The organism is Modestobacter caceresii, assembly GCF_000761485.1.
Classification (GTDB): domain Bacteria; phylum Actinomycetota; class Actinomycetes; order Mycobacteriales; family Geodermatophilaceae; genus Modestobacter; species Modestobacter caceresii.
In genome coordinates, this window is record NZ_JPMX01000025.1 from 1 (window position 1) to 18,131 (window position 18,131).

Here is an 18,131-nt window from a genome sequence, read left to right on the forward strand (position 1 = left end):
GCTGCGCGAACGGCTGGCCGCCGCGCACGCCGGGCTGGGCGAGCCGTGGCCGGCCGTGGACGACGGGTCGCTGCTCGCCGCGCTGGCCGACGGGGCGGCGCTGTCCGGCGCCCGCAGCCGCCGGGACCTGGCCCGGGTCGACCTGGTCGCGGCGTTGCGCGGACTGCTGCCCTGGCAGCTGGCCGGGCGGCTCGACGAGCTGGTGCCCGAACGGGTCGAGGTGCCCACCGGCTCCAACGTGCGGGTCGACTACGCCGACCCCACGGTGCCGACCCTGTCGGTGCGGGTGCAGGAGGTGTTCGGCTGGGCGGCGGCACCGGTCGTGGCGGGCCGGCCGCTGCGCCTGCAGCTGCTCTCCCCTGCGTCCCGGGTGGTCGCGACGACCGCGGACCTGGCCGGCTTCTGGGTCACCGGGTACCCGGCGGTCCGCAGCGAGCTGCGCGGCCGCTACCCCCGGCACCCGTGGCCGGAGGACCCGGCCACGGCCGTCCCGACCCGACGGGCCAAGCCCCGCGGGACATGACTGTGTACGGACGTACACAGTGATGTGTACGCTCGTACACATGACGGACGACCCGCGCTCGATGCGCGACCGGATGCTGGCCGGCGACCCGTACATCGCCGACGACCCGCAGCTGGCGGCCGAGAGCACCCGGGCGCAGTCGCTCACCCATCGCTACAACACGATGGACCCCACCGACGGGGCCGCCCGGCGTGCCGTGCTCGAGGAGCTGCTCGGCGCCTTCGGCCCGGGCAGCGAGATCCGCGCACCGTTCCACTGCGACTACGGCCAGCACACCACGGTCGGTGCGCGCACCTTCGCCAACTTCGGGCTCGTCTGCCTCGACGTCGCCCGGATCACCATCGGCGCCGACGTGCAGATGGGCCCGAACGTCCAGCTGCTCACCGCGACCCACCCGCTGGAGCCCGGCCCGCGCCGGGACAAGTGGGAGTCCGCCGAGCCGATCGTCGTCGAGGACAACGTGTGGCTCGGCGGCGGTGTGATCGTCTGCCCCGGCGTCACGATCGGCGCCAACACCGTGGTCGGCGCCGGCTCGGTGGTCACCCGGGACCTGCCCGCCGACGTCGTCGCGGTCGGCAGCCCGGCGCGGGTCGTCCGGCCCATCGGGTGACGGGCGCCGAGCGCCCCGCACGGGGAGACGAGGCGCGCCCGGCGCGGCGGCACGACCCGGACCGGGCCTCGCGGATCGTGGACGCCACCATCGACGTCATCGCCGAGCACGGGGTGGCCGGGACGACGCACCGGCTGATCGCGGCCGCTGCGGACGTGCCGCTGGGCTCGCTCACCTACCACTTCACCGGCCTGGACGACCTCCTCGCCCAGGCCTTCACCCGGCACGCGGAGCAGATGGCGGCCGACTACGAGGCGCGCTTCGCCACCGTCGGCAACACCGCGGAGTTCGTCGAGGCCGTCACCGGCCTGGTGCACGCCGACGCGGACGCCGACGAGCGCGACTGGGCGGTGAGCTACGAGCTCTTCCTCGCGGCGCTGCGCAACCCGGCGCTGCGCACGGTCACCGAGTGGTGGATGCAGCGCAGCCGCGGCGTGCTCGAGCGCTTCGTGGACCCGACCACCTCCCGCGGTGTCGACGCCCTCATCGAGGGCCTGGTCATGCACAAAGTGCTCTCCACCGCACCGGTCTCCCGGGACCAGACCGCCGAGATCATCGCCCGGGCCGTCCGCCCCACGAACGAGCAGGAGCCACCCCGGTGACCAGCACCGCCGTCCGCCCGGCCCCCACCCCGGGGCAGGTGACCGCCGCGATGCGCGCCACGTATGCGGCGTTCATCGGCGCGGGCTTCGCCTTCGCCAGTTGGGCCTCCCGCATCCCCCAGGTGCGCGACCGGCTCGACCTGGACCCCGGCGCGCTCGGCCTGGTGCTGCTCGCGCTGGCCGCCGGGTCGGTGGTGGCGCTCCCGCTGTCCGGGGTGCTGATCGGCCGGATCGGCTCGCGCCGCACGGTCGCGGTGATGGCGCTGCTGCTCAGCGCCGCCCTGGGTGTCATCGCCGTCGGCACGGTCACCGGCGTCGCCGTGCTGGTGGCGGGCCTGTTCGTGATGGGCCTGTCCAACGGCGCCTGGGACGTGGCGATGAACGTGCAGGGCGCCGTCGTCGAGCGGCACCTGGGACGGGTGATCATGTCCCGTCTGCACGCCGGGTTCAGCTTGGGCACGGTGGTCGGCGCGCTGATCGGGGCGGCCATGGTCGCCCTCGAGGTCCCGGTGCCGGCCCACCTGGCCGCCGTCGCCGTCCTCGTGGCGGTCGTCGTCCCCCTGGCCGCGCGCGCCTTCCTGCCCGACGTCGACACCGACGCCGACGGCGTCCCGACCGAGCGCGCCAGCGCCCTGGCGGCCTGGCGGGAGCCGCGCACCCTGCTCATCGGCGTCGTGGTGCTCGCCTTCTCCTTCGCCGAGGGCACCGCCAACGACTGGCTCGCGGTCGCGCTGATCGACGGCCACGGCACCTCGCCGACCGTGGGCACGCTCGGCTTCGCGCTGTTCCTCACCGCGATGACCCTGGCCCGGTGGTTCGGCGGGGCGCTGCTCGACCGGCACGGCCGGGTCCCGGTGGTCCGGCTGCTGGCCGGGCTCGCCGTCGTCGGGCTGCTGCTGTTCGTGTTCGGGTCCCCGCCGGTCGCCTTCCTCGGCGCCCTGCTCTGGGGTGCCGGCGCCTCGCTCGGCTTCCCGACGGGGATGAGCGCCGCGGCCGACGACCCGGCGCGAGCGGCCGCCCGGGTCAGCGTCGTCGCCTCGATCGGCTACTGCGCCTTCCTGGCCGGGCCGCCGCTGATCGGGCTGCTCGGGCAGCAGGTGACCGTGCTGCGCGCGCTCGTCGTCGTCGCCGTCCTGCTGGGTGTGGCCGTGCTGGTCGCCGACTCGCTGCGCCCGCCGGTCCGGACGCCGGCGGACCGGGTGTGACCACCTCCGCAGCCACCCCACTCGGCAGAGCCGGCCCCGACCGGTGAGGATCGTGGGGTGACGAGCACCGCCCCGAATCCCGTGACCGGCGCCCCGACGACGGACGCATGGGGCATCGACGCCAGCTGGCTCGACGCCCTCGACGAGGAACACACGATCGCGCAGCCGACCATCGACCGGCTGCGGGAGGTGATCGGCACCCCGCCCGAGGACCTCCTCGACCGCGCGCCGATCGTCGCCCGGCCCGGGGACGCACTGGAGGTCGACCGCGCCGACGTCGAGTGCGAGGACGGGCAGACCCGCCAGGTCGACGGCGAGCTCCCCGAGGACTTCCCGCTCGGCTACCACCGGCTGCGCACCCCCGACGGCCGGGAGCGGCGGCTGATCGTCTCCCCCGGGCGCTGCTGGCTGCCCGAGGGATGGCGCGCCTGGGGTTGGGCGGTGCAGCTGTACGCCACCCGGGGCCGGGAGAGCTGGGGCATCGGCGACCTCGGTGACCTGCGCACCGTGCGCGAGTTCGCCCAGGCGCAGGGCGCCGGCTTCGTGCTGGTCAACCCGCTGCACGCGGTCGCCCCGACCCCGGGCCAGGAGGACAGCCCCTACCTGCCGGCCACCCGCCGGTTCCGCAACCCGGTCTACCTGCGGATCGCCGAGGTGCCCGGCGCCGACGCCGTCGACGTCGAGGCCGACGCCGGCCGGGCGCTCAACGACGGCGAGCTCATCGACCGTGACGCCATCTGGGCACTCAAGCGCCGGGTGCTCCAGCGGGTCTTCGATGCCGGGGTCGACGAGGGGCCCTTCCGCGACTGGTGGTGGCACCAGGGTCAGCCGCTGATGGACTGGGCCACCTGGTGCGCGCTCGCCGACGAGCACGGCCCGGACTGGCACACCTGGCCCGAGCCGCTCCGCGACCCCCGCGGCGCCGCCGTGGCCGACTTCGTGACCGCTCACGAGCGGGAGATCGCCTTCCACGCCTGGCTGCAGTGGCTGCTCGACGTCCAGCTCCGTGCGGCCACCGAGGGCACCACCGTGATCCAGGACCTGCCGATCGGGGTGGCCGGCGGCGGCGCGGACGCCTGGGCCTGGCAGGACGTGCTGGCCCAGGGCGTGAGCGTCGGCGCACCGCCGGACGCCTTCAACAGCCAGGGCCAGGACTGGGGGTCCCCGCCGCTGGTGCCCTGGCGGCTGCAGGCCGCCGACTACGAGCCGTTCATCCAGTCGATCCGGGCGACCATGGCCGGTGCCGGCGGCCTGCGGGTCGACCACGTGATGGGTCTGTTCCGGCTGTGGTGGGTGCCCTCGGACGGCAGCGCGGCCGAGGGCGCGTACGTCCGCTACCCGCACGAGGACCTGCTGGACATCGTCGCCCTGGAGAGCCACCGGGCGCAGGCCATCGTCGTCGGCGAGGACCTGGGCACCGTCGAGGACGGCGTCCGCGAGGCGATGGCCGAGCACGGGATCCTGTCCTACCGGCTGCTGTGGTTCGAGGACGACGAGCCCGCGCAGTGGCCCGCCGAGGCGATGGCCGCGATCACCACCCACGACCTGCCGACGGTCGCCGGGCTGTGGACCGGCTCCGACCTGGCCGAGCAGCGGGAACGCGGGCTGGGCACCGAGGAGGAACTGCTGCGCGGCCGCACCTCGCTGCTCGGGCACCTGGGCTTCATCGCCGAGGACGCCACCCCGGCCGAGGCGGTCGAGGCGGCCCACCGGCAGCTGGCCACGGCGCCGTCGACCCTGCTGTCGGCGACGCTGGACGACGCACTCGCCGAGGAGCGCCGGCCCAACATGCCCGGCGCGAACGACCGGCCCAACTGGTGCCTGCCGCTGCCGGTGCCCACCGAGGAGCTGGCCGCGCACCCTGGCGTCCAGGCCGTCGCGGGGGTGCTGGGCGCGGGGCTGCACCCGGTCACCACCAAGGGCAAGGTCAAGAGCGGCAAGCGGAGCAAGAGCACCGGCCGGAGCACCCGGACCAAGCACAGGTGAGCACCCGCCCCGCATCGTGGGGCGAGACCGGGCTGGTGGCTGCCTGCGCCATCGCGAGGCAGCCACCAGCCCGTGGTGAGCACCGCCGGGGTGCCGACACGCACCCCGGCCGCCGTCAGCTCCGGATGAACTCCAGCAGGTCGGCGTTGATCGTGGCCGCCTCGGTGGTCGGCATGCCGTGCGGGAAGCCGGCGTAGGTCTTCAGCGTCCCGTTCGGCAGCAGCTCGACGGACAGCGGCGCGGAGTCCTATTAGGGCACGACCTGGTCGTCGTCACCGTGCATGACCAGCACCGGGACCGTGATCTTCTTCAGGTCGTCGGTGAAGTCGGTCTGGGAGAACGCGACGACGCCGTCGTGGTGGGCCTTGGCGCCACCCATCATCCCCTGCCGCCACCAGTTGGCGATGACGGCTTCCTGCGGCTCCACCCCGGGCCGGTTGAAGCCGTAGAACGGCCCGGCGGGCAGGTCGCGGTAGAAGTTCGAGCGGTTGCTGGCGACCTGCTCCTGGATGCCGTCGAAGACGCTCTTCGACAGCCCGCCCGGGTTGGCGTCGGTCTGCACCATGATCGGCGGCACCGCGCTGATCAGCACCGCCTTGGCGACCCGGTCCTGGCCGTGCCGGGCGATGTAGTGCACCACCTCGCCGCCGCCGGTCGAGTGCCCCACGTGCACCGCGTCGCGCAGGTCCAGGTGGGCGGTGAGCGCCGCCAGGTCGTCGGCGTAGTGGTCCATGTCGTGCCCGTCGCTCGTCTGGGTCGAGCGACCGTGGCCCCGGCGGTCGTGGGCGATCACCCGGTACCCGTGCTGCACGAAGAACATCAGCTGGGCGTCCCAGTCGTCCGACGACAGCGGCCAGCCGTGGCTGAACACGATCGGCTGACCGGTCCCCCAGTCCTTGTAGTAGGTCTCGATGCCGTCGTGCTCCAGGACGGGCATTGGCGTCTCCTTCGTGGGTGCTGCGGGTGTTGGCGCTGAGCACGCTAGGGACGACGCCGCCGCGGGACTGTGCCCTCGGCGCCCGGTGCTGGCCCCTGCGTGCCGACCACCCGGGACGGACGCCCTTCCCCGCAGTCGGTCGGGGCGGCAGGATGTCGGTGCTCGCGGCAGCGTCGCCGACCACCCGCACGGGGAGGCGCGATGGTCACGCTCCTGGACAGCCGACAGCTCACCGGCGCCGACCGCCGTCCGGCCGCCGTCGTCGCGCGGCTGCAGGCCGGGATGAACTCCCGGGTGTGGCTGCGCGAGCCGACGGCACCGGTGCAGGTGCGCCTGGACGCCTGGCAGCTCGGCGGCCTGCCGGTGCTGCGCGCCGACGTGGTGGGCCCCCTGGCCGTCAGCCGCCGCCGGCAGCCGCCGGACACCCAGCCGGTGGTGTCGTTCTACGTCCAGGAGTGCGGCACCGGCCGGCACGAGCAGGGCGGCCGGCGACGTGTCCTGGCCCCCGGCACCCTCGCGGTCACCGACGTGACCTCCCCCTGCTCCTTCTCCTGGGGCGACACCGAGGGCGCGGGCCGGGCCCTGCAGATCCCGGTCGCCCGGCTCGGGCTGTCGGTGGACGTCGTGCGCAGGGCGGCACCGCACGTGGCGGACAGCCCGCTGTACGAGCTGGTCCGGGCGCACGTCGCCCAGGTGACCCGGGACGCCGAGAGGCTGACCGCAGACCCGGGGTGGCCGGCGCTGTCGGTGGCCACCGTGGAGCTGGCTCGGGCCCTGGTCATCTCCGCGGCGGATGCGGACGGCAGGACCTGCACCGTGCCGGGCGAGACCCTGCTGACCCGGATCCGCACCTGGGTCGACCAGCACCTGACCGACCCAGACCTCGACGCCGCCCGCATCGCGGCCGAGCACGCGATCAGCGTCCGCCAGCTCTACCGGCTGTGCTCGGCAGCCGGGTTCAGCCTGGAGCAGTGGGTCATCGACCAGCGCCTGGAAGGCGCCCGGGCCGAGCTGGCGCGGCCCGGCGGCCGGCCGATCGCCGCGGTCGCCCGGTCATGGGGGTTCGGCGACCCGTCGCACTTCAGCCGCCGGTTCCGCGCCGCCTTCGGCACGACGCCCCGGGAGTGGCGCGACCAGCGACCACCCCCGGCGACGTCCCCGCCCGCCGACGCCGGCGCCGCCGGCGTCGAGTGACAGCTGAGCGGGGATCCCGGGGCCGGGAGGCCCGCTCAGCTGTCACTCGACGCAGCTCCCGCGCGCGTCGAACGTGTGTTCGACCGGCGTGCGAGGATGTCCGGGTGGCCGGGGGGATGCAGCGGGGGCGGCACGCCGGCTCCCTGGCCGACCGCGCGGCCCGGTCCGGGTTCCCCGGGCCACCGCCGTCCGCGCCACCGCCCTCCGGGCCACCGCCGTCCGGGCCACCGCCGGCCGGGCCCGCGCCCCCGGCCGACACCGTCCGCCGGCCGGCCGGCGGCCACGGCCGGCACTGCTGGGTGCACGACCCGCCCGACGCACCGGGCACCTGGCCGGGCCTGCTGGTCGAGTGGCGGCAGCGGGAGGACGGCTGGCACGGCCGGGTCGCCTACACCGTCGTCGGCACGCACGGCCCGGTGCTGGTGGAGGCCTGGCTCCCCGCTGAGCAGCTGGCGCAGGGCTGACGAGGCCTTCCCGGTTTGCGGGTGGCCCATCCCGGGATACCGAGGAGGGGACGCCGCCCGGAACCGCCGGGCCACGAGAGCGGAGGACGCGATGACCAGCCCGCACGACGAGCCGACGCTCGACGACGTGATGACCACCGAGGAGCCGGCCCCCCGGGACCGCAGCGAGCACGCCAAGGACCCGCACCTGTCCGACGAGGTGCTCGAGCACCGCACCGAGCTGGAGCGCCAGGCGGTGCAGTCCGACGATGCCAACCCGGCCGGCGCCTACGAGCACGACGCCACCGAGGGCTGAGCCGACCGGCTCCGACGAGGGCGGCGCCCCCGGGACGACCCGGGGCACCGCCCTCGTCGCGTCCGGTCAGGGCTGCAGGGAGCGGGTGCGGCCGAGCGCGCCGGTGAGCATCAGGGCCGCGAGCGCGCACCCACCGGCGAGCAGGGCGACGCCAGGCCAGCCGGCGTCCTGCCAGGCCCGGCCGGCCAGGGTGCCGCCCACAGACGAGCCGACGTAGTACCAGAACGAGTAGAGCGAGGCCGCCTGCCCGACCGGCCGGCCACCCAGCTGGGCCCGCGCCGCCACCCAGCCACTGGCCACGCCGTGGGCGGCGAAGAACCCGACGGTCAGCACGCACAGCCCCAGGACGACGCACCACAGCGGCGTCGGCAGGGTCAGTGCGATGCCGGCCGCCATCAGCGCCACCGCTCCCGGCACCACCACCCGCCGGCCCATCCGGTCGGCCAGCCAGCCGGCGGTCGGCGAGCTCGCCGAGCCCAGCAGGTACGCCAGGAACACCAGCCCGGCCACCGCCGGCGTCAGCGAGTACGGCTCGGACTCCAGCCGGAAGGTGCCGGCGTTGTAGACGGCGACGAACCCGCCCATCAGCAGCGCGGCCAGCCCGTACAGCGCCAGCAGCGCCGGGTCGGTGAACGCCGAGCCCAGCTGGCGCAGCAGCCTCCCCTGCCGTGACAGCGGGGTGAACCGTCGGGCCGGGGGCAGCAGCAGCCGGACGGCGACCGCACAGGCGACGGCGACCACCGCCGCCCCGCCCAGCGCCGTCCGCCAGCCGCCCAGTTCGGTCAGCACGCCGGTGAGCAGCCGGCCGGACAGGCCACCGATCGCGGTGCCGCTGACGTAGAGCCCGATCGCGCGGGAGCTCATCGCCGGGTGCAGCTCCTCGCGCAGGTAGGCCACCGCCACGGCGGGCAGCCCGGCCAGGGCGAAGCCCTGAAGCCCGCGGAGCACCAGCAGCGCCTCCCACCCCGGCGCCAGCGCGATCAGCACCGCGAGCAGCGCGGCGGCGGCCAGGCTGGCGTGCAGGATGCCGGTCCGGCCGCGGCGGTCCGACAGCGGACCGAGCACCAGCAGCCCCACGGCGAGCGCGGCGGTGCTCACCGAGATGACCAGCGTCGAGGCCGCCGGGGTCACCTCGAAGGAGCGGCTGAACTCCGGCAGCAGGGCCTGCGGGGCGTACAGGCTGACGAACACGGCGATCCCGGCGAGGAAGACGGCGGTCGCGGCCCGCCGGAAGCCGGGCTCCCCGGCCCGGTGGCCCGGCCACTCCCCCGTCGTCACGCCCGGGAGCCTGCCCGTGTGCCGCGCGGCACCCGCGGCGGGGTCAGCTGGCCTGCTCGGCCACCAGTTCGTCGGCCCGGGAGTCCAGGGCCTCCTGCGCCACCTCGGCGTCGTCGAAGGGCACCGGGGCGCCGTCGTCGGTCAGCGTGGTCTCGTGACCGCGACCGACGACGAGCACCACGTCCCGGCTCCCGGCGGCCTCCACCGCCGCGGTGATCGCCTCCCGGCGGTCGAGCACGGTGTGCACGACCGCGCTGCCGCCGATCAGCCCGACCCGCAGCTCCTCGACGATCGCCTCGGGCCGCTCGCCGTGGCTGCCCTCGTTGGTCAGCCACACGGTGTCGGCGGCGCGGGCGGAGACGCCGAGCCCCTGGCGCTTGTACCGGTCGCGGCGGCCGCGGGCGCCCAGCACCAGGTGCACCTCCCCGCCGGGACCGGTGAGGTCGCGGGCGGTCTGCACGGCGGCGGCCAGGGCCCGAGGGGTGTGGGCGTAGTCGACGACGACGAGCGGTCCACCCGGCCCGCGGAGCAGGGTGTTGCGCCCTGCCGGTGCCGCGGTCGCGGCCAGGCCCGCGGCGATGGTCTCCGGCGCCAGCCCGAGCGAGCGGCCGGTCGCCCAGGCGGCGGCGATGTTGCCCACGTGCACCCGGCCGACCAGCGGCGAGCAGATCCAGTGCCGCCCGCCGTCGTCCTCGACGACCACGCTCGTGCCGTCCAGGCCGGTGCGCCAGCCCACCACCCGGACGTCGGCCGGCACCTCCGGCCGGGTGCTCACCCGGGTCACCGGCACCCGCGCCTGGTCGGCCAGCCGGCGCCCCCACGGGTCGTCCACCACGACGACGGCGCTGTCGGTGCGCTCGGGGGTGAACAGCAGCGCCTTGCTCGCCCAGTACTGCTCGATCGTGCCGTGGTGGTCGAGGTGGTCCTCCTCGAAGCCGGTGAAGACCGCCACCTCGACGTGCACGGCGTCGACCCGGCCGACGTCCAGCGCGATCGACGACGCCTCCACCACCGCGCTGGTCGCGCCCGCGTCGAGCATCCAGCGCAGCAGCCCGTGCAGCTCCGGCGCCTCGGGGGTGGTCAGCCGGGTGCCGCGGGTCTGACCCGCCACCCGTGCCCCGAGCGTGGTGACCACTCCGGCGCACTCGCCGGCGGCCTCGAGCACGCCGCGCACCAGCGTGCTGGTCGTCGTCTTGCCGTTGCTCCCGGTCACGCCGACCACCCGCAGGTGCGCGGCGGGGTCGCCGGCCAGCAGGGCGCCCAGCGGCCCGAGCAGCGCCCGGACCGACGGCACCAGCAGCTGCGGTGCGTCCAGCGGCAGCGGACGGTCGACGAGGAGCGCGGCGGCCCCGGCGGCCAGGGCGGCCTCGGCGAACCGGTGGCCGTCGCTGCGCGCCCCGCGGACGCAGGCGAACAGGCAGCCGGGGGTCACCGCCCGCGAGTCGGTGACCAGGTCGCGCACCAGCAGGTGGTCGGCGCCACCGGAGCGGACGACGGGACCGGCGGCCACGCTGCGGGCGCGGGACTCGACGGCAGCCCAGGGGACCGCGGGGAGCGACACCCGGTCGACGGTAGGGCAGCGGCGCGCACCCGGCAGCGCGAGATCCGGTGGGCCACGACCGTCCTGTCGCCGAGGTGCCGCGCGGCTGGTTGGCTCGAGCCGTGCCGCAGCTGACCGCCGCCGACGTCGCCTGCTGGGTGCTCAAGAGCAACCGGCCGCCCGAGGCGCTGGCCCCCCGGTGGCGGCCGGGTGACGCGGCGGTGCTGGACCGGTGCGTGCGGCCCTCCTACCGGCTGAGCCTGATGTCGCCGGGCCAGGCGTGCCTGCTGTGGGTCAGCGGCCGCGACCGGCCCGGGGTGCACGCCCTGGGTGAGCTGGCCGGGCCGGTGGACGACGCCGCCCCGGGCGGGCCGGCGGTCGCCGTCCGGTGGACCCGGCTGGCCCACCCGGTCGACCGCGCGGAACTGCTGGCCGATCCGGCGACCCGTGCGGCCGAGGTGCTGCGGATGCCCGCGGGGAGCAACCCGTCGTGGCTGTCGCCCGGCCAGTACGCGGCCGTGCTCGCCCACGCCGGAGTCACCGCCTGACCGAGTCGCTCAGGCGCCCCGGGGCGCGTACATGATCAGCGCGACGCCGACCAGGCAGACCAGCGCACCGCCGACGTCCCACCGGTCGGGCCGGAAGCCGTCGGCGGCCATCCCCCACAGCAGCGACCCGGCGACGAAGACCCCGCCGTAGGCGGCGAGCACCCGGCCGAAGGCGGCCTCCGGCTGCAGCGTGGCGACCATGCCGTAGAGCGCGAGCGACACCATGCCGATGCCCACCCAGAGCCAGCCGCGGTGCTCCCGCAGGCCCTGCCAGACCAGCCACGCGCCGCCGATCTCCAGCAGTGCGGCGAGCACGAAGAGGGCGATGGAGCGGATCGTCACACCGGGCAGTCTGCCGCTCGCACAGCCGGGGCTGGGACCATGGCTCACCGTGACGGACAGCCGGTACCGCTGGGGCGGGCTCGCGTGGGTGCTGACCCTGCAGTTCTTCGTCGTCGAGGCGATCGCTGCACTGCAGTACGACGGCTACTCGTACTCGGCGGACGTGATCAGCGACCTCGGGACGGCCACCTCGCCGGCCCGGGTGCTGATGAACGCCTCCTTCCTCCTGCAGGGGCTGCTGATCATCGCCGGGGCGGTGCTGCTGCGACCCGGGCTGTCCGGCACCGGCGGCCGCCTGGCCGGCCCACTGCTGGGCCTGTCCGGGCTCGGGGTGCTGCTGGTCGGGCTCTTCCCCTCCGACGGCGACACCACGTTCCACACGGTCGCGGCGGGGGTGCACTTCGTCGCCGGGGCGATCGGGCTGATCGCCCTGGCCTACGGGGTGCGGCCCCGCTCGGAGGCGGTGGGCACCACGCTGGCCGTGCTGGGGCTCGTCGGCGTGATCGGCACGATCTTCTTCGCCTCCGCGGTGTTCATCGGGCTCGGCGAGGGCGGCATGGAGCGGGTGGCCGGGTACGTCGTGCCGCTGGGCCTCCCCCTGGCCGGCGCCCTGCTGTGGCGGCAGAAGGACGACTGGCTGGCGCTCACCAACCCCGACGGGACGCCGAGCCGCCGGCAGCTGCGGGAGGACGCCCGGCTGGAGCGGGCCCGGCGGGCCGCCGAGCGGGACGCCGCCCTGGAGGCAGCGACCCGCCACCCGGCCCCGGACGCGGCGCGCCCGGACACGGACGCCGCGGACGAGGCCGACGACTTCGACCCCGACGACCCCTGGGCCCCTCGGCGGCGCTGAGGCCGGGGCGCACCGCCGGTCAGGAGCAGCAGGCGTCGGCGCCCTCGGGGGTCAGCGCCGCGAGCGTGGCGAGTGCCTTGACCGGCCCGGCGAGCGCCTCGCAGCACAGCGCGTAGACGTTGCTCCGCCCCCTCGGCGTGCTCGTGACCAGCCCCTGGTCGCGCAGCGGCGCCAGGTGGTGGCTGACCAGGGTCTGGCTCATGCCGGCGGCGTCGGTCAGCTCCCGGACGGTGCGCGGCCCCTCGGCCAGCAGCAGGAGCAGGTGCAGCCGGTTGGGGTCGCCGAGCGCCTTCAGCTGCGGGGCGAGCAGGCGGGCACGATCGGCGGGAGAGGTCAGCTCGTCGACGTCGAGCAGTCGCACGTCCAGGTCCTGGCGCATGCCGGACAGTCTGCCACACAGTGGTTGTTGTCAACAGTGTTCGCTGTTAACGTCACCCGGCGTTGGTTGTCGACGAGCGAGGAGTCCTGACCGCATGAGCGCGTACATGACGGACGACCTGCCGGTCGTGGTGATCGGTGCCGGCCCGGTCGGGTTGGCCGCCGCCGCCCACCTGCTGGAGCGCGGCCTGGAACCCCTGGTGCTGGAGGCCGGCGACCAGCCCGCGTCCGCGGTGCGGGCCTGGGGGCACGTGCGGCTGTTCTCCCCCTGGGAGTACGACGTCGACGACGCCGCCGTCCGGCTGCTCGAGCAGACCGGCTGGGAGTCCCCCGACCGCACCGCGCTGCCCACCGGCGCCGAGCTCGCCGAGCGGTACCTGGCACCGCTCGCCGCGACGCCGCAGCTGGCCGGCCGGATCCGCACCGGCACCCGGGTGGTCGCGGTGAGCCGGGCCGGGGTGGACAAGACCCGCACCGTCGGGCGGGAGGGCCGGGCCTACGTGGTGCGCACCGTCGTCCACGGCCGGGTGCAGGACCTGACCGCGCGTGCGGTCATCGACGCCTCCGGCACCTGGGGCCAGCGCAACCCGCTGGGCGCTGCCGGTCTCCCCGCGATCGGCGAGGAGCAGGCCGGTGACTGGCTGGTCGGTCCGCTGCCGGACGTGCTCGGCCGGGACCGGGCCCGGTTCGCCGGGGAGCACACCCTGGTGATCGGCATGGGGCACTCGGCGGCGAACACGCTGCTGGCGCTGGTCGAGCTGCAGGGCAGCGCGCCCGGCACGCAGATCAGCTGGGCGATCCGGGGCCGCTCCCCCGCCCGGCTCTACGGCGGCGGGGACTCCGACGGGCTGCCCGCCCGCGGGCTGCTCGGCTCGACCCTGAAGGCCGCCGTCCGGGCCGGGCACGTCGAGCTGCACCGCGAGGTCACGCTGACCGAGGTGGCACCCACCGGCGACGGCCGGCTCCGGGTGACCGGCACCGGCCGGGACGGCGCCGCGGTCGACCTGCAGGTCGACGCGCTGGCCGCCGCCACCGGCTTCCGCCCCGACCTGGACGTGCTGCGGGAGGTGCGGCTGTCCCTGGACCCGGGCGTGGAGGCACCGACCCAGCTCGCTCCGCTGATCGACCCCGACTTCCACTCCTGCGGCACCGTGCCCCCGCACGGGCACCGCGAGCTCACCCACCCCGACGAGGGCTTCTACCTGGTCGGCATGAAGTCCTACGGCCGCGCCCCCACGTTCCTGCTGGCCACCGGCTACGAACAGGTGCGCTCGATCGCCGCCGCGCTCGCCGGGGACCTCGAGGCAGCCGACCGCGTGCAGCTGCGCCTGCCCTCGACCGGGGTGTGCAGCACCGACCTGGGCGCTCGGGAGGCCGCCGAGACCGCGGGCGTCGGCTTCCCCACCGGCAGCGCGCACGGCCGGTCCGCGGAGGCGGAGCCGGCGAGCTGCTGCGGCCCGGCGCCGCAGCCGGTGCCCGTCGGGACCTCCGCCGCGGACTGATGAGCGGCTCCGCGGACGTCCACCGGCGTCCGCCCCGGCACGTGCTGCCGGCGCTGTGTGCCACCGAGGTGGTCAGCTGGGGAGTCCTGTACTACGCCTTCCCGGTCGCGCTGGCCTCGATCACCGCCGACACCGGGTGGTCGGCGTCGGCGACCACCGCGGCGTTCTCGGCCGGGCTGGTGGTCTCCGCGCTGGCGGGGATCCCGGTCGGGCGGTGGCTGGACCGCACCGGCCCCCGGCGGGTGATGACCACCGGTTCGCTGCTGGCCGCCCCCGCCGCCGCGGGCATCGGGCTGGCACCCAGCCTGGCGTGGTTCGTCGTCGCCTGGCTGGTGGCCGGGGTGGCCATGGCCGCGGTCTTCTACCAGGCCGGGTTCGCCGCGCTCACCCGCTGGTACGGGCCCGGCCGGGTGCGGGCGCTGACCACGCTGACGCTCGTGGCCGGGCTCGCCAGCACGGTCTTCGCGCCGCTGACCAGCCTGCTCCTGGAGGAGCTGAGCTGGCGGGCCACCTACCTGGTGCTGGCCGGCGTCCTGGCCGTGGTGACGATCCCGATGCACGCCCTGGCGCTCACGCCGCCCTGGACGCCGGCGCCGGAGCCCGACCACCGGGGCGGCACCCCGGCGTCGGTGCGCTCGATCGTGTCCAGCTCCGGGTTCCTGCTGCTGTCCGGGGCGCTCACGCTCACCGCCTTCGGCATGTACGCGGCCAGCCTGACGCTGATCCCGCTGCTCACCGGGCGGGGGATGTCGGCGTCGCTGGCGGCCACCACGCTCGGTCTGCTGGGCGCCGGCCAGCTGCTCGGCCGGATCGGCTACGCCCCGCTCACCGCCCGGACCACCCCCGCCACGCGGACGGTCGTCATCCTGGCCGCCTCCGCCCTGGCGATCGGCCTGCTGGCCGCGGTCCCGGGGCCGGCCCCGCTGCTCATCGGGCTGGCCGTCCTCGTCGGGGCGGCGCGCGGCGCCGCCACGCTGCTGCAGGCGACCGTCGTCGCCGACCGGTGGGGCAGCGCCCGGTACGGCGCCCTGTCGGGCTGGTTCGCCGCCCCGATCACCGCAGCCGCCGCACTCGCCCCGTGGGCGGGCACCGCGCTGGCCGAGTCCGTGGGCAGCTACCCGGCGACGTTCGCCGGGCTGGCCGCGCTCGTGGCGGTCGCGGCCGGCGCCGCTGCGTTCAGCGGACGGCTCCTGGCGGACAGCAGCGCTTCAGGGGATCACCGAGCCGCCAGCCGCAGCCGGGTGGCCCGGTAGGCGATGCCCACGGCGAACACCGCGCTGCCGCCGACCACGGCCTGCCACGGCAGGGTCGCCACCAGGACCAGGCAGCCCACCAGGCCGAGGACCTGCAGCGCCCGGGGGAACCGCCGGTGCTCGCCGTCCTGGGTGAACGCCGCCGCGTTGGCGACGGCGTAGTAGAGCAGCACCCCGAAGGAGGAGAAGCCGATCGCGCCGCGCAGGTCGACGGTCAGCACGAGCAGGCAGACGACGACGCCGACGGTGACCTCGGCCCGGTGCGGCACGGAGAAGCGCGGGTGCACCGCGGCCAGGTACCGCGGCAGGTCGCCCTGGCGGCCCATCGCCAGGCTGGTCCGGCCGACGCCGGCGATCAGGGCCAGCAGCGCGCCGAGCGCCGCCGCGGCCGCGCCGATGCGCACGACCGGCCCGGCCCAGTCCCAGCTGCCGGCGGCCACGGCGGCGGCCAGCGGTTCGGCGGTGGCGGCGACGCCGTCGGCGCCCAGCGTCGTCAACAGCGACACCGCGACCACCAGGTAGACCGCGACGGTGAGCCCCAGGGCCAGCAGGACAGCGCGCGGGATGGTCCGTGCCGGGTCGCGGACCTCCTCGCCCATGGTCGCGATGCGGGCGTAGCCGGCGAAGGCGAAGAACAGCAGCCCGGCAGACTGCAGCACCCCCAGGACGCCGCCCTCGACCGCCCAGTCCCCCGGGGCCGGCCCGCCCGACGGGCCGCCGACGAGCATCGCGGCGACCGCGACGGTCAGCGCAACCAGGACGACGGTGACGATCACCCGGGTGAGCCCGGCGGTGCGGGTGACACCCCGGTAGTTCGTCGCGGTGAGCGCGAGCACGGCGGCCACGGCGACCGGGCGCTGCCAGCCGGACGGCGCGGCGTACGCGGCGAAGGTGAGTGCCATCGCCGCGCAGCTGGCCGTCTTCCCGATCACGAAGCCCCAGCCGGCGAGGAAGCCCCACCAGTCCCCGAGCCGCTCCCGCCCGTAGACGTAGGTGCCGCCGGAGGCGGGGTACTGCGCGGCGAGCTGGGCCGAGGCGGTGGCGTTGCACCAGGCGACCACGGCGGCGATCGCCAGCCCGATCAGCAGGCCGGCACCGGCGGCCTGCGCGGCCGGGGCGAAGGCGGCGAACACGCCCGCCCCGATCATCGACCCCAGGCCGATGACGACCGCGTCACCGGTGCCGAGCCGGCGGGACAGGCCCGGTCCGACGCTCACCGCAGCACCCGGGCTGGCGCATGACCATGACGGGGGTCACAGTGGGTGCCCGACCCGATGGGAGGACGAGGATGCGCCGCTGTCTGATCGTCGCCAACCAGACCCTCACCACCGACACCCTCAGCGCGGCCGTGGAGGAGCGGGTCGCCGCCGAGACGCACGAGTTCCACGTCGTGGCACCGGCCACGCCGTTGGACGACCAGGTGGACGTCCCCAGCGCCTACCGGCACCTGGGCCCCGCTCCGGCGGACCGCGCCTACGCGCTCGCGGCGCAGCGCCTGGACCACGCCCTCGACCAGCTCGGGTCGCTGGGGGCCACGGTCACCGGCGAGGTGGGCGACCCGGACGCCCTGGAGGCGGTCCGCACCACGCTGCGCCACTTCACCGCCGACGAGATCATCGTCTCCACGCTGCCCCACGGGCTCTCCCGGTGGCTGCACCGCGACCTCCCGTCCCGGCTGCGCAAGGTCACCGGCGTCACGGTCACCCACCTGGTCGCCGACCAGGAGGCCGACGCGAGCACCTGACCGGAGGCCGCGTCCCCGGACCCACCCCGGACGTGGGCTCATCGCGGGCGCAGGTCGACGCCGAGCTCGGCGGCCAGCGACCGCACCTGCCGGGTGATGTCGTCCCGGACGAGCCGCATCCGGTCCATGCCCTCGATGCCGCGCGCGGACGGCTCGTCGACGTCCCAGGTCACGGAGCGGGTTCCGGGCACCGGCTCGACGCGGGCCTCCCGGCCGAGGGTCACCACGACGTCGGCGTCCCGCACCAGCTGCTCGGTGACCGGCTTCGGGTGCTCGCCGGTGATGTCGATGCCCAGCTCGGCCAGGGACCGGACCGACTGCTCGTTCAGCGCGTCGCCGGGCGCCGTCCCGGCGGAGCGCACCTCGACGGCGTCCCCGGCCAGGTCCGCCATCAGCGCCGCGGCCAGCTGCGACTTCCCGGAGTTGCGCGCGCAGACGAACAGCACGCTGGGCCGGCCGGTCATCGGGTGACGGGCGCCTGCAGTTCGGCGAGCAGGCCGCGGATCCGGCCCTCGATCTCGTCCCGGATGGGGCGCACCGACTCGACCCCCTTGCCGGCCGGGTCCTCCAGGGCCCAGTCGAGGTACCGCTTGCCGGGGAAGACCGGGCAGGCGTCCCCGCAGCCCATGGTGATGACGACGTCGGAGGCCTCGACGGCGTCGGTGGTCAGCACCTTGGGCCGCTGGTCGGAGATGTCGATGCCGACCTCCGCCATCGCCGCGACCGCGGACGGGTTCACCTGGTCGCCGGGCACCGAGCCGGCCGAACGCACCTCGACGGCGTCGCCGGCCAGGTGGCGCAGCCACCCGGCGGCCATCTGGGAGCGGCCGGCGTTGTGCACGCAGACGAACAGGACGCTGGGGCGGTCGTTCACGGGGTT

The 18,131-nt window shown here is 75.9% G+C and carries 21 protein-coding genes; 13 read left to right on the plus strand and 8 right to left on the minus strand.

Features of this window, described 5'->3' with window-relative positions; translation table 11 throughout:
- The 5 genes from IN07_RS07910 to malQ all read left to right on the plus strand — a co-directional run.
- On the plus strand, nt 1-523 hold a 523-nt coding region (locus IN07_RS07910; protein WP_036334959.1), incomplete at its 5' end, for an ATP-dependent helicase C-terminal domain-containing protein.
- A gap of 40 nt (nt 524-563) precedes the next feature.
- Complete coding sequence (locus IN07_RS07915; RefSeq protein ID WP_036334960.1) at nt 564-1,133, plus strand: sugar O-acetyltransferase; 570 nt, start codon at nt 564-566, stop codon at nt 1,131-1,133.
- Nucleotides 1,134-1,210: 77 nt separating this feature from the next.
- Nucleotides 1,211-1,735, plus strand: a complete 525-nt coding sequence (locus IN07_RS07920) for a TetR/AcrR family transcriptional regulator (protein WP_036335056.1) — start codon at nt 1,211-1,213, stop codon at nt 1,733-1,735.
- Nucleotides 1,732-2,940 (plus strand): MFS transporter, encoded by a 1,209-nt coding sequence (locus IN07_RS07925; protein WP_036334961.1) that lies wholly within the window; start codon nt 1,732-1,734, stop codon nt 2,938-2,940. The genes IN07_RS07920 and IN07_RS07925 overlap by 4 nt, the downstream gene beginning before the upstream one ends.
- A 57-nt stretch (nt 2,941-2,997) precedes the next feature.
- Nucleotides 2,998-4,926 carry a 4-alpha-glucanotransferase gene (gene malQ, locus IN07_RS07930; protein ID WP_036334963.1) on the plus strand — a complete coding sequence of 643 codons (1,929 nt, stop codon included), beginning with the start codon at nt 2,998-3,000 and terminating at the stop codon, nt 4,924-4,926.
- A 250-nt stretch (nt 4,927-5,176) separates the two neighbouring features.
- Here the strand turns inward: malQ and IN07_RS07935 are convergent, their stop codons facing one another.
- Entirely contained in the window at nt 5,177-5,863 is a 687-nt protein-coding gene (locus IN07_RS07935; protein WP_231558054.1) for an alpha/beta fold hydrolase, read from the minus strand.
- Between the two features lie 201 nt (nt 5,864-6,064).
- On the opposite strand from IN07_RS07935, the gene IN07_RS07940 reads away from it, so the two are divergent.
- The 3 genes from IN07_RS07940 to IN07_RS07950 all read left to right on the plus strand — a co-directional run bounded on the left by IN07_RS07940 (nt 6,065) and on the right by IN07_RS07950 (nt 7,816).
- Entirely contained in the window at nt 6,065-7,057 is a 993-nt protein-coding gene (locus tag IN07_RS07940; RefSeq protein ID WP_036334964.1) for a helix-turn-helix domain-containing protein, read from the plus strand.
- A 104-nt stretch (nt 7,058-7,161) separates the two neighbouring features.
- Nucleotides 7,162-7,521 carry a hypothetical protein gene (locus IN07_RS26655; protein WP_269429953.1) on the plus strand — a complete coding sequence of 120 codons (360 nt, stop codon included), beginning with the start codon at nt 7,162-7,164 and terminating at the stop codon, nt 7,519-7,521.
- A gap of 91 nt (nt 7,522-7,612) precedes the next feature.
- Nucleotides 7,613-7,816 carry a hypothetical protein gene (locus tag IN07_RS07950; protein ID WP_036334966.1) on the plus strand — a complete coding sequence of 68 codons (204 nt, stop codon included), beginning with the start codon at nt 7,613-7,615 and terminating at the stop codon, nt 7,814-7,816.
- Nucleotides 7,817-7,882: 66 nt separating this feature from the next.
- On the opposite strand, the gene IN07_RS07955 is transcribed toward IN07_RS07950, so the two are convergent.
- Nucleotides 7,883-9,094: an MFS transporter gene (locus IN07_RS07955; RefSeq protein ID WP_036334968.1), complete on the minus strand. Its 1,212-nt coding sequence runs from the start codon at nt 9,092-9,094 to the stop codon at nt 7,883-7,885.
- Nucleotides 9,095-9,137: 43 nt separating this feature from the next.
- Nucleotides 9,138-10,655 carry a Mur ligase family protein gene (locus IN07_RS07960; protein WP_036334970.1) on the minus strand — a complete coding sequence of 506 codons (1,518 nt, stop codon included), beginning with the start codon at nt 10,653-10,655 and terminating at the stop codon, nt 9,138-9,140.
- A gap of 101 nt (nt 10,656-10,756) precedes the next feature.
- Here IN07_RS07960 and IN07_RS07965 point away from each other — a divergent pair, with 101 nt between their 5' ends.
- A complete protein-coding gene (locus IN07_RS07965) occupies nt 10,757-11,182 on the plus strand; it encodes a hypothetical protein (RefSeq protein ID WP_036334972.1) in 426 nt (141 codons plus the stop codon).
- Between the two features lie 9 nt (nt 11,183-11,191).
- Here IN07_RS07965 and IN07_RS07970 read toward each other — a convergent pair whose 3' ends face one another.
- Nucleotides 11,192-11,524: a YnfA family protein gene (locus tag IN07_RS07970; RefSeq protein WP_036334974.1), complete on the minus strand. Its 333-nt coding sequence runs from the start codon at nt 11,522-11,524 to the stop codon at nt 11,192-11,194.
- Nucleotides 11,525-11,573: 49 nt separating this feature from the next.
- Here IN07_RS07970 and IN07_RS07975 point away from each other — a divergent pair, with 49 nt between their 5' ends.
- A complete protein-coding gene (locus tag IN07_RS07975; protein ID WP_036334976.1) occupies nt 11,574-12,374 on the plus strand; it encodes a DUF998 domain-containing protein in 801 nt (266 codons plus the stop codon).
- A gap of 19 nt (nt 12,375-12,393) precedes the next feature.
- On the opposite strand, the gene IN07_RS07980 is transcribed toward IN07_RS07975, so the two are convergent.
- Entirely contained in the window at nt 12,394-12,753 is a 360-nt protein-coding gene (locus tag IN07_RS07980; protein ID WP_052091025.1) for an ArsR/SmtB family transcription factor, read from the minus strand.
- 94 nt (nt 12,754-12,847) lie between these two features.
- On the opposite strand from IN07_RS07980, the gene IN07_RS07985 reads away from it, so the two are divergent.
- Nucleotides 12,848-14,254, plus strand: coding sequence for an FAD-dependent oxidoreductase (locus IN07_RS07985; protein ID WP_036334978.1), 1,407 nt, complete (start codon nt 12,848-12,850; stop codon nt 14,252-14,254).
- Nucleotides 14,254-15,507 (plus strand): MFS transporter, encoded by a 1,254-nt coding sequence (locus IN07_RS07990; protein WP_036334979.1) that lies wholly within the window; start codon nt 14,254-14,256, stop codon nt 15,505-15,507. Before IN07_RS07985 ends, IN07_RS07990 begins: the two co-directional genes overlap by 1 nt.
- Here the strand turns inward: IN07_RS07990 and IN07_RS07995 are convergent.
- Complete coding sequence (locus IN07_RS07995; RefSeq protein WP_036334980.1) at nt 15,471-16,724, minus strand: APC family permease; 1,254 nt, start codon at nt 16,722-16,724, stop codon at nt 15,471-15,473. The genes IN07_RS07990 and IN07_RS07995 overlap by 37 nt on opposite strands.
- A 71-nt stretch (nt 16,725-16,795) precedes the next feature.
- Between IN07_RS07995 and IN07_RS08000 the strand changes: the two genes are divergently transcribed.
- Nucleotides 16,796-17,251 (plus strand): hypothetical protein, encoded by a 456-nt coding sequence (locus tag IN07_RS08000; protein WP_036334981.1) that lies wholly within the window; start codon nt 16,796-16,798, stop codon nt 17,249-17,251.
- A 38-nt stretch (nt 17,252-17,289) separates the two neighbouring features.
- Here IN07_RS08000 and IN07_RS08005 read toward each other — a convergent pair whose 3' ends face one another.
- Nucleotides 17,290-17,715, minus strand: coding sequence for an arsenate-mycothiol transferase ArsC (locus IN07_RS08005; RefSeq protein ID WP_081975269.1), 426 nt, complete (start codon nt 17,713-17,715; stop codon nt 17,290-17,292).
- The gene (locus tag IN07_RS08010; protein ID WP_036335061.1) at nt 17,712-18,125 is read right to left on the minus strand and encodes an arsenate reductase ArsC; all 414 of its coding nucleotides are present in this window, start codon (nt 18,123-18,125) and stop codon (nt 17,712-17,714) included. Before IN07_RS08010 ends, IN07_RS08005 begins: the two co-directional genes overlap by 4 nt.
- Nucleotides 18,126-18,131 lie beyond the last annotated feature (6 nt).

Coding starts and splice junctions, on each gene's coding strand:
- IN07_RS07915 (WP_036334960.1), top strand. CDS start 564: ATGACGGACGACCCGCGCTCGATGCGCGACCGGATGCTGGCCGGCGAC.
- IN07_RS07935 (WP_231558054.1), bottom strand. CDS start 5,863: ATGCCCGTCCTGGAGCACGACGGCATCGAGACCTACTACAAGGACTGG.
- IN07_RS07940 (WP_036334964.1), top strand. CDS start 6,065: ATGGTCACGCTCCTGGACAGCCGACAGCTCACCGGCGCCGACCGCCGT.
- IN07_RS07950 (WP_036334966.1), top strand. CDS start 7,613: ATGACCAGCCCGCACGACGAGCCGACGCTCGACGACGTGATGACCACC.
- IN07_RS07980 (WP_052091025.1), bottom strand. CDS start 12,753: ATGCGCCAGGACCTGGACGTGCGACTGCTCGACGTCGACGAGCTGACC.
- IN07_RS07985 (WP_036334978.1), top strand. CDS start 12,848: ATGAGCGCGTACATGACGGACGACCTGCCGGTCGTGGTGATCGGTGCC.
- IN07_RS07990 (WP_036334979.1), top strand. CDS start 14,254: ATGAGCGGCTCCGCGGACGTCCACCGGCGTCCGCCCCGGCACGTGCTG.
- IN07_RS08000 (WP_036334981.1), top strand. CDS start 16,796: ATGCGCCGCTGTCTGATCGTCGCCAACCAGACCCTCACCACCGACACC.
- IN07_RS08005 (WP_081975269.1), bottom strand. CDS start 17,715: ATGACCGGCCGGCCCAGCGTGCTGTTCGTCTGCGCGCGCAACTCCGGG.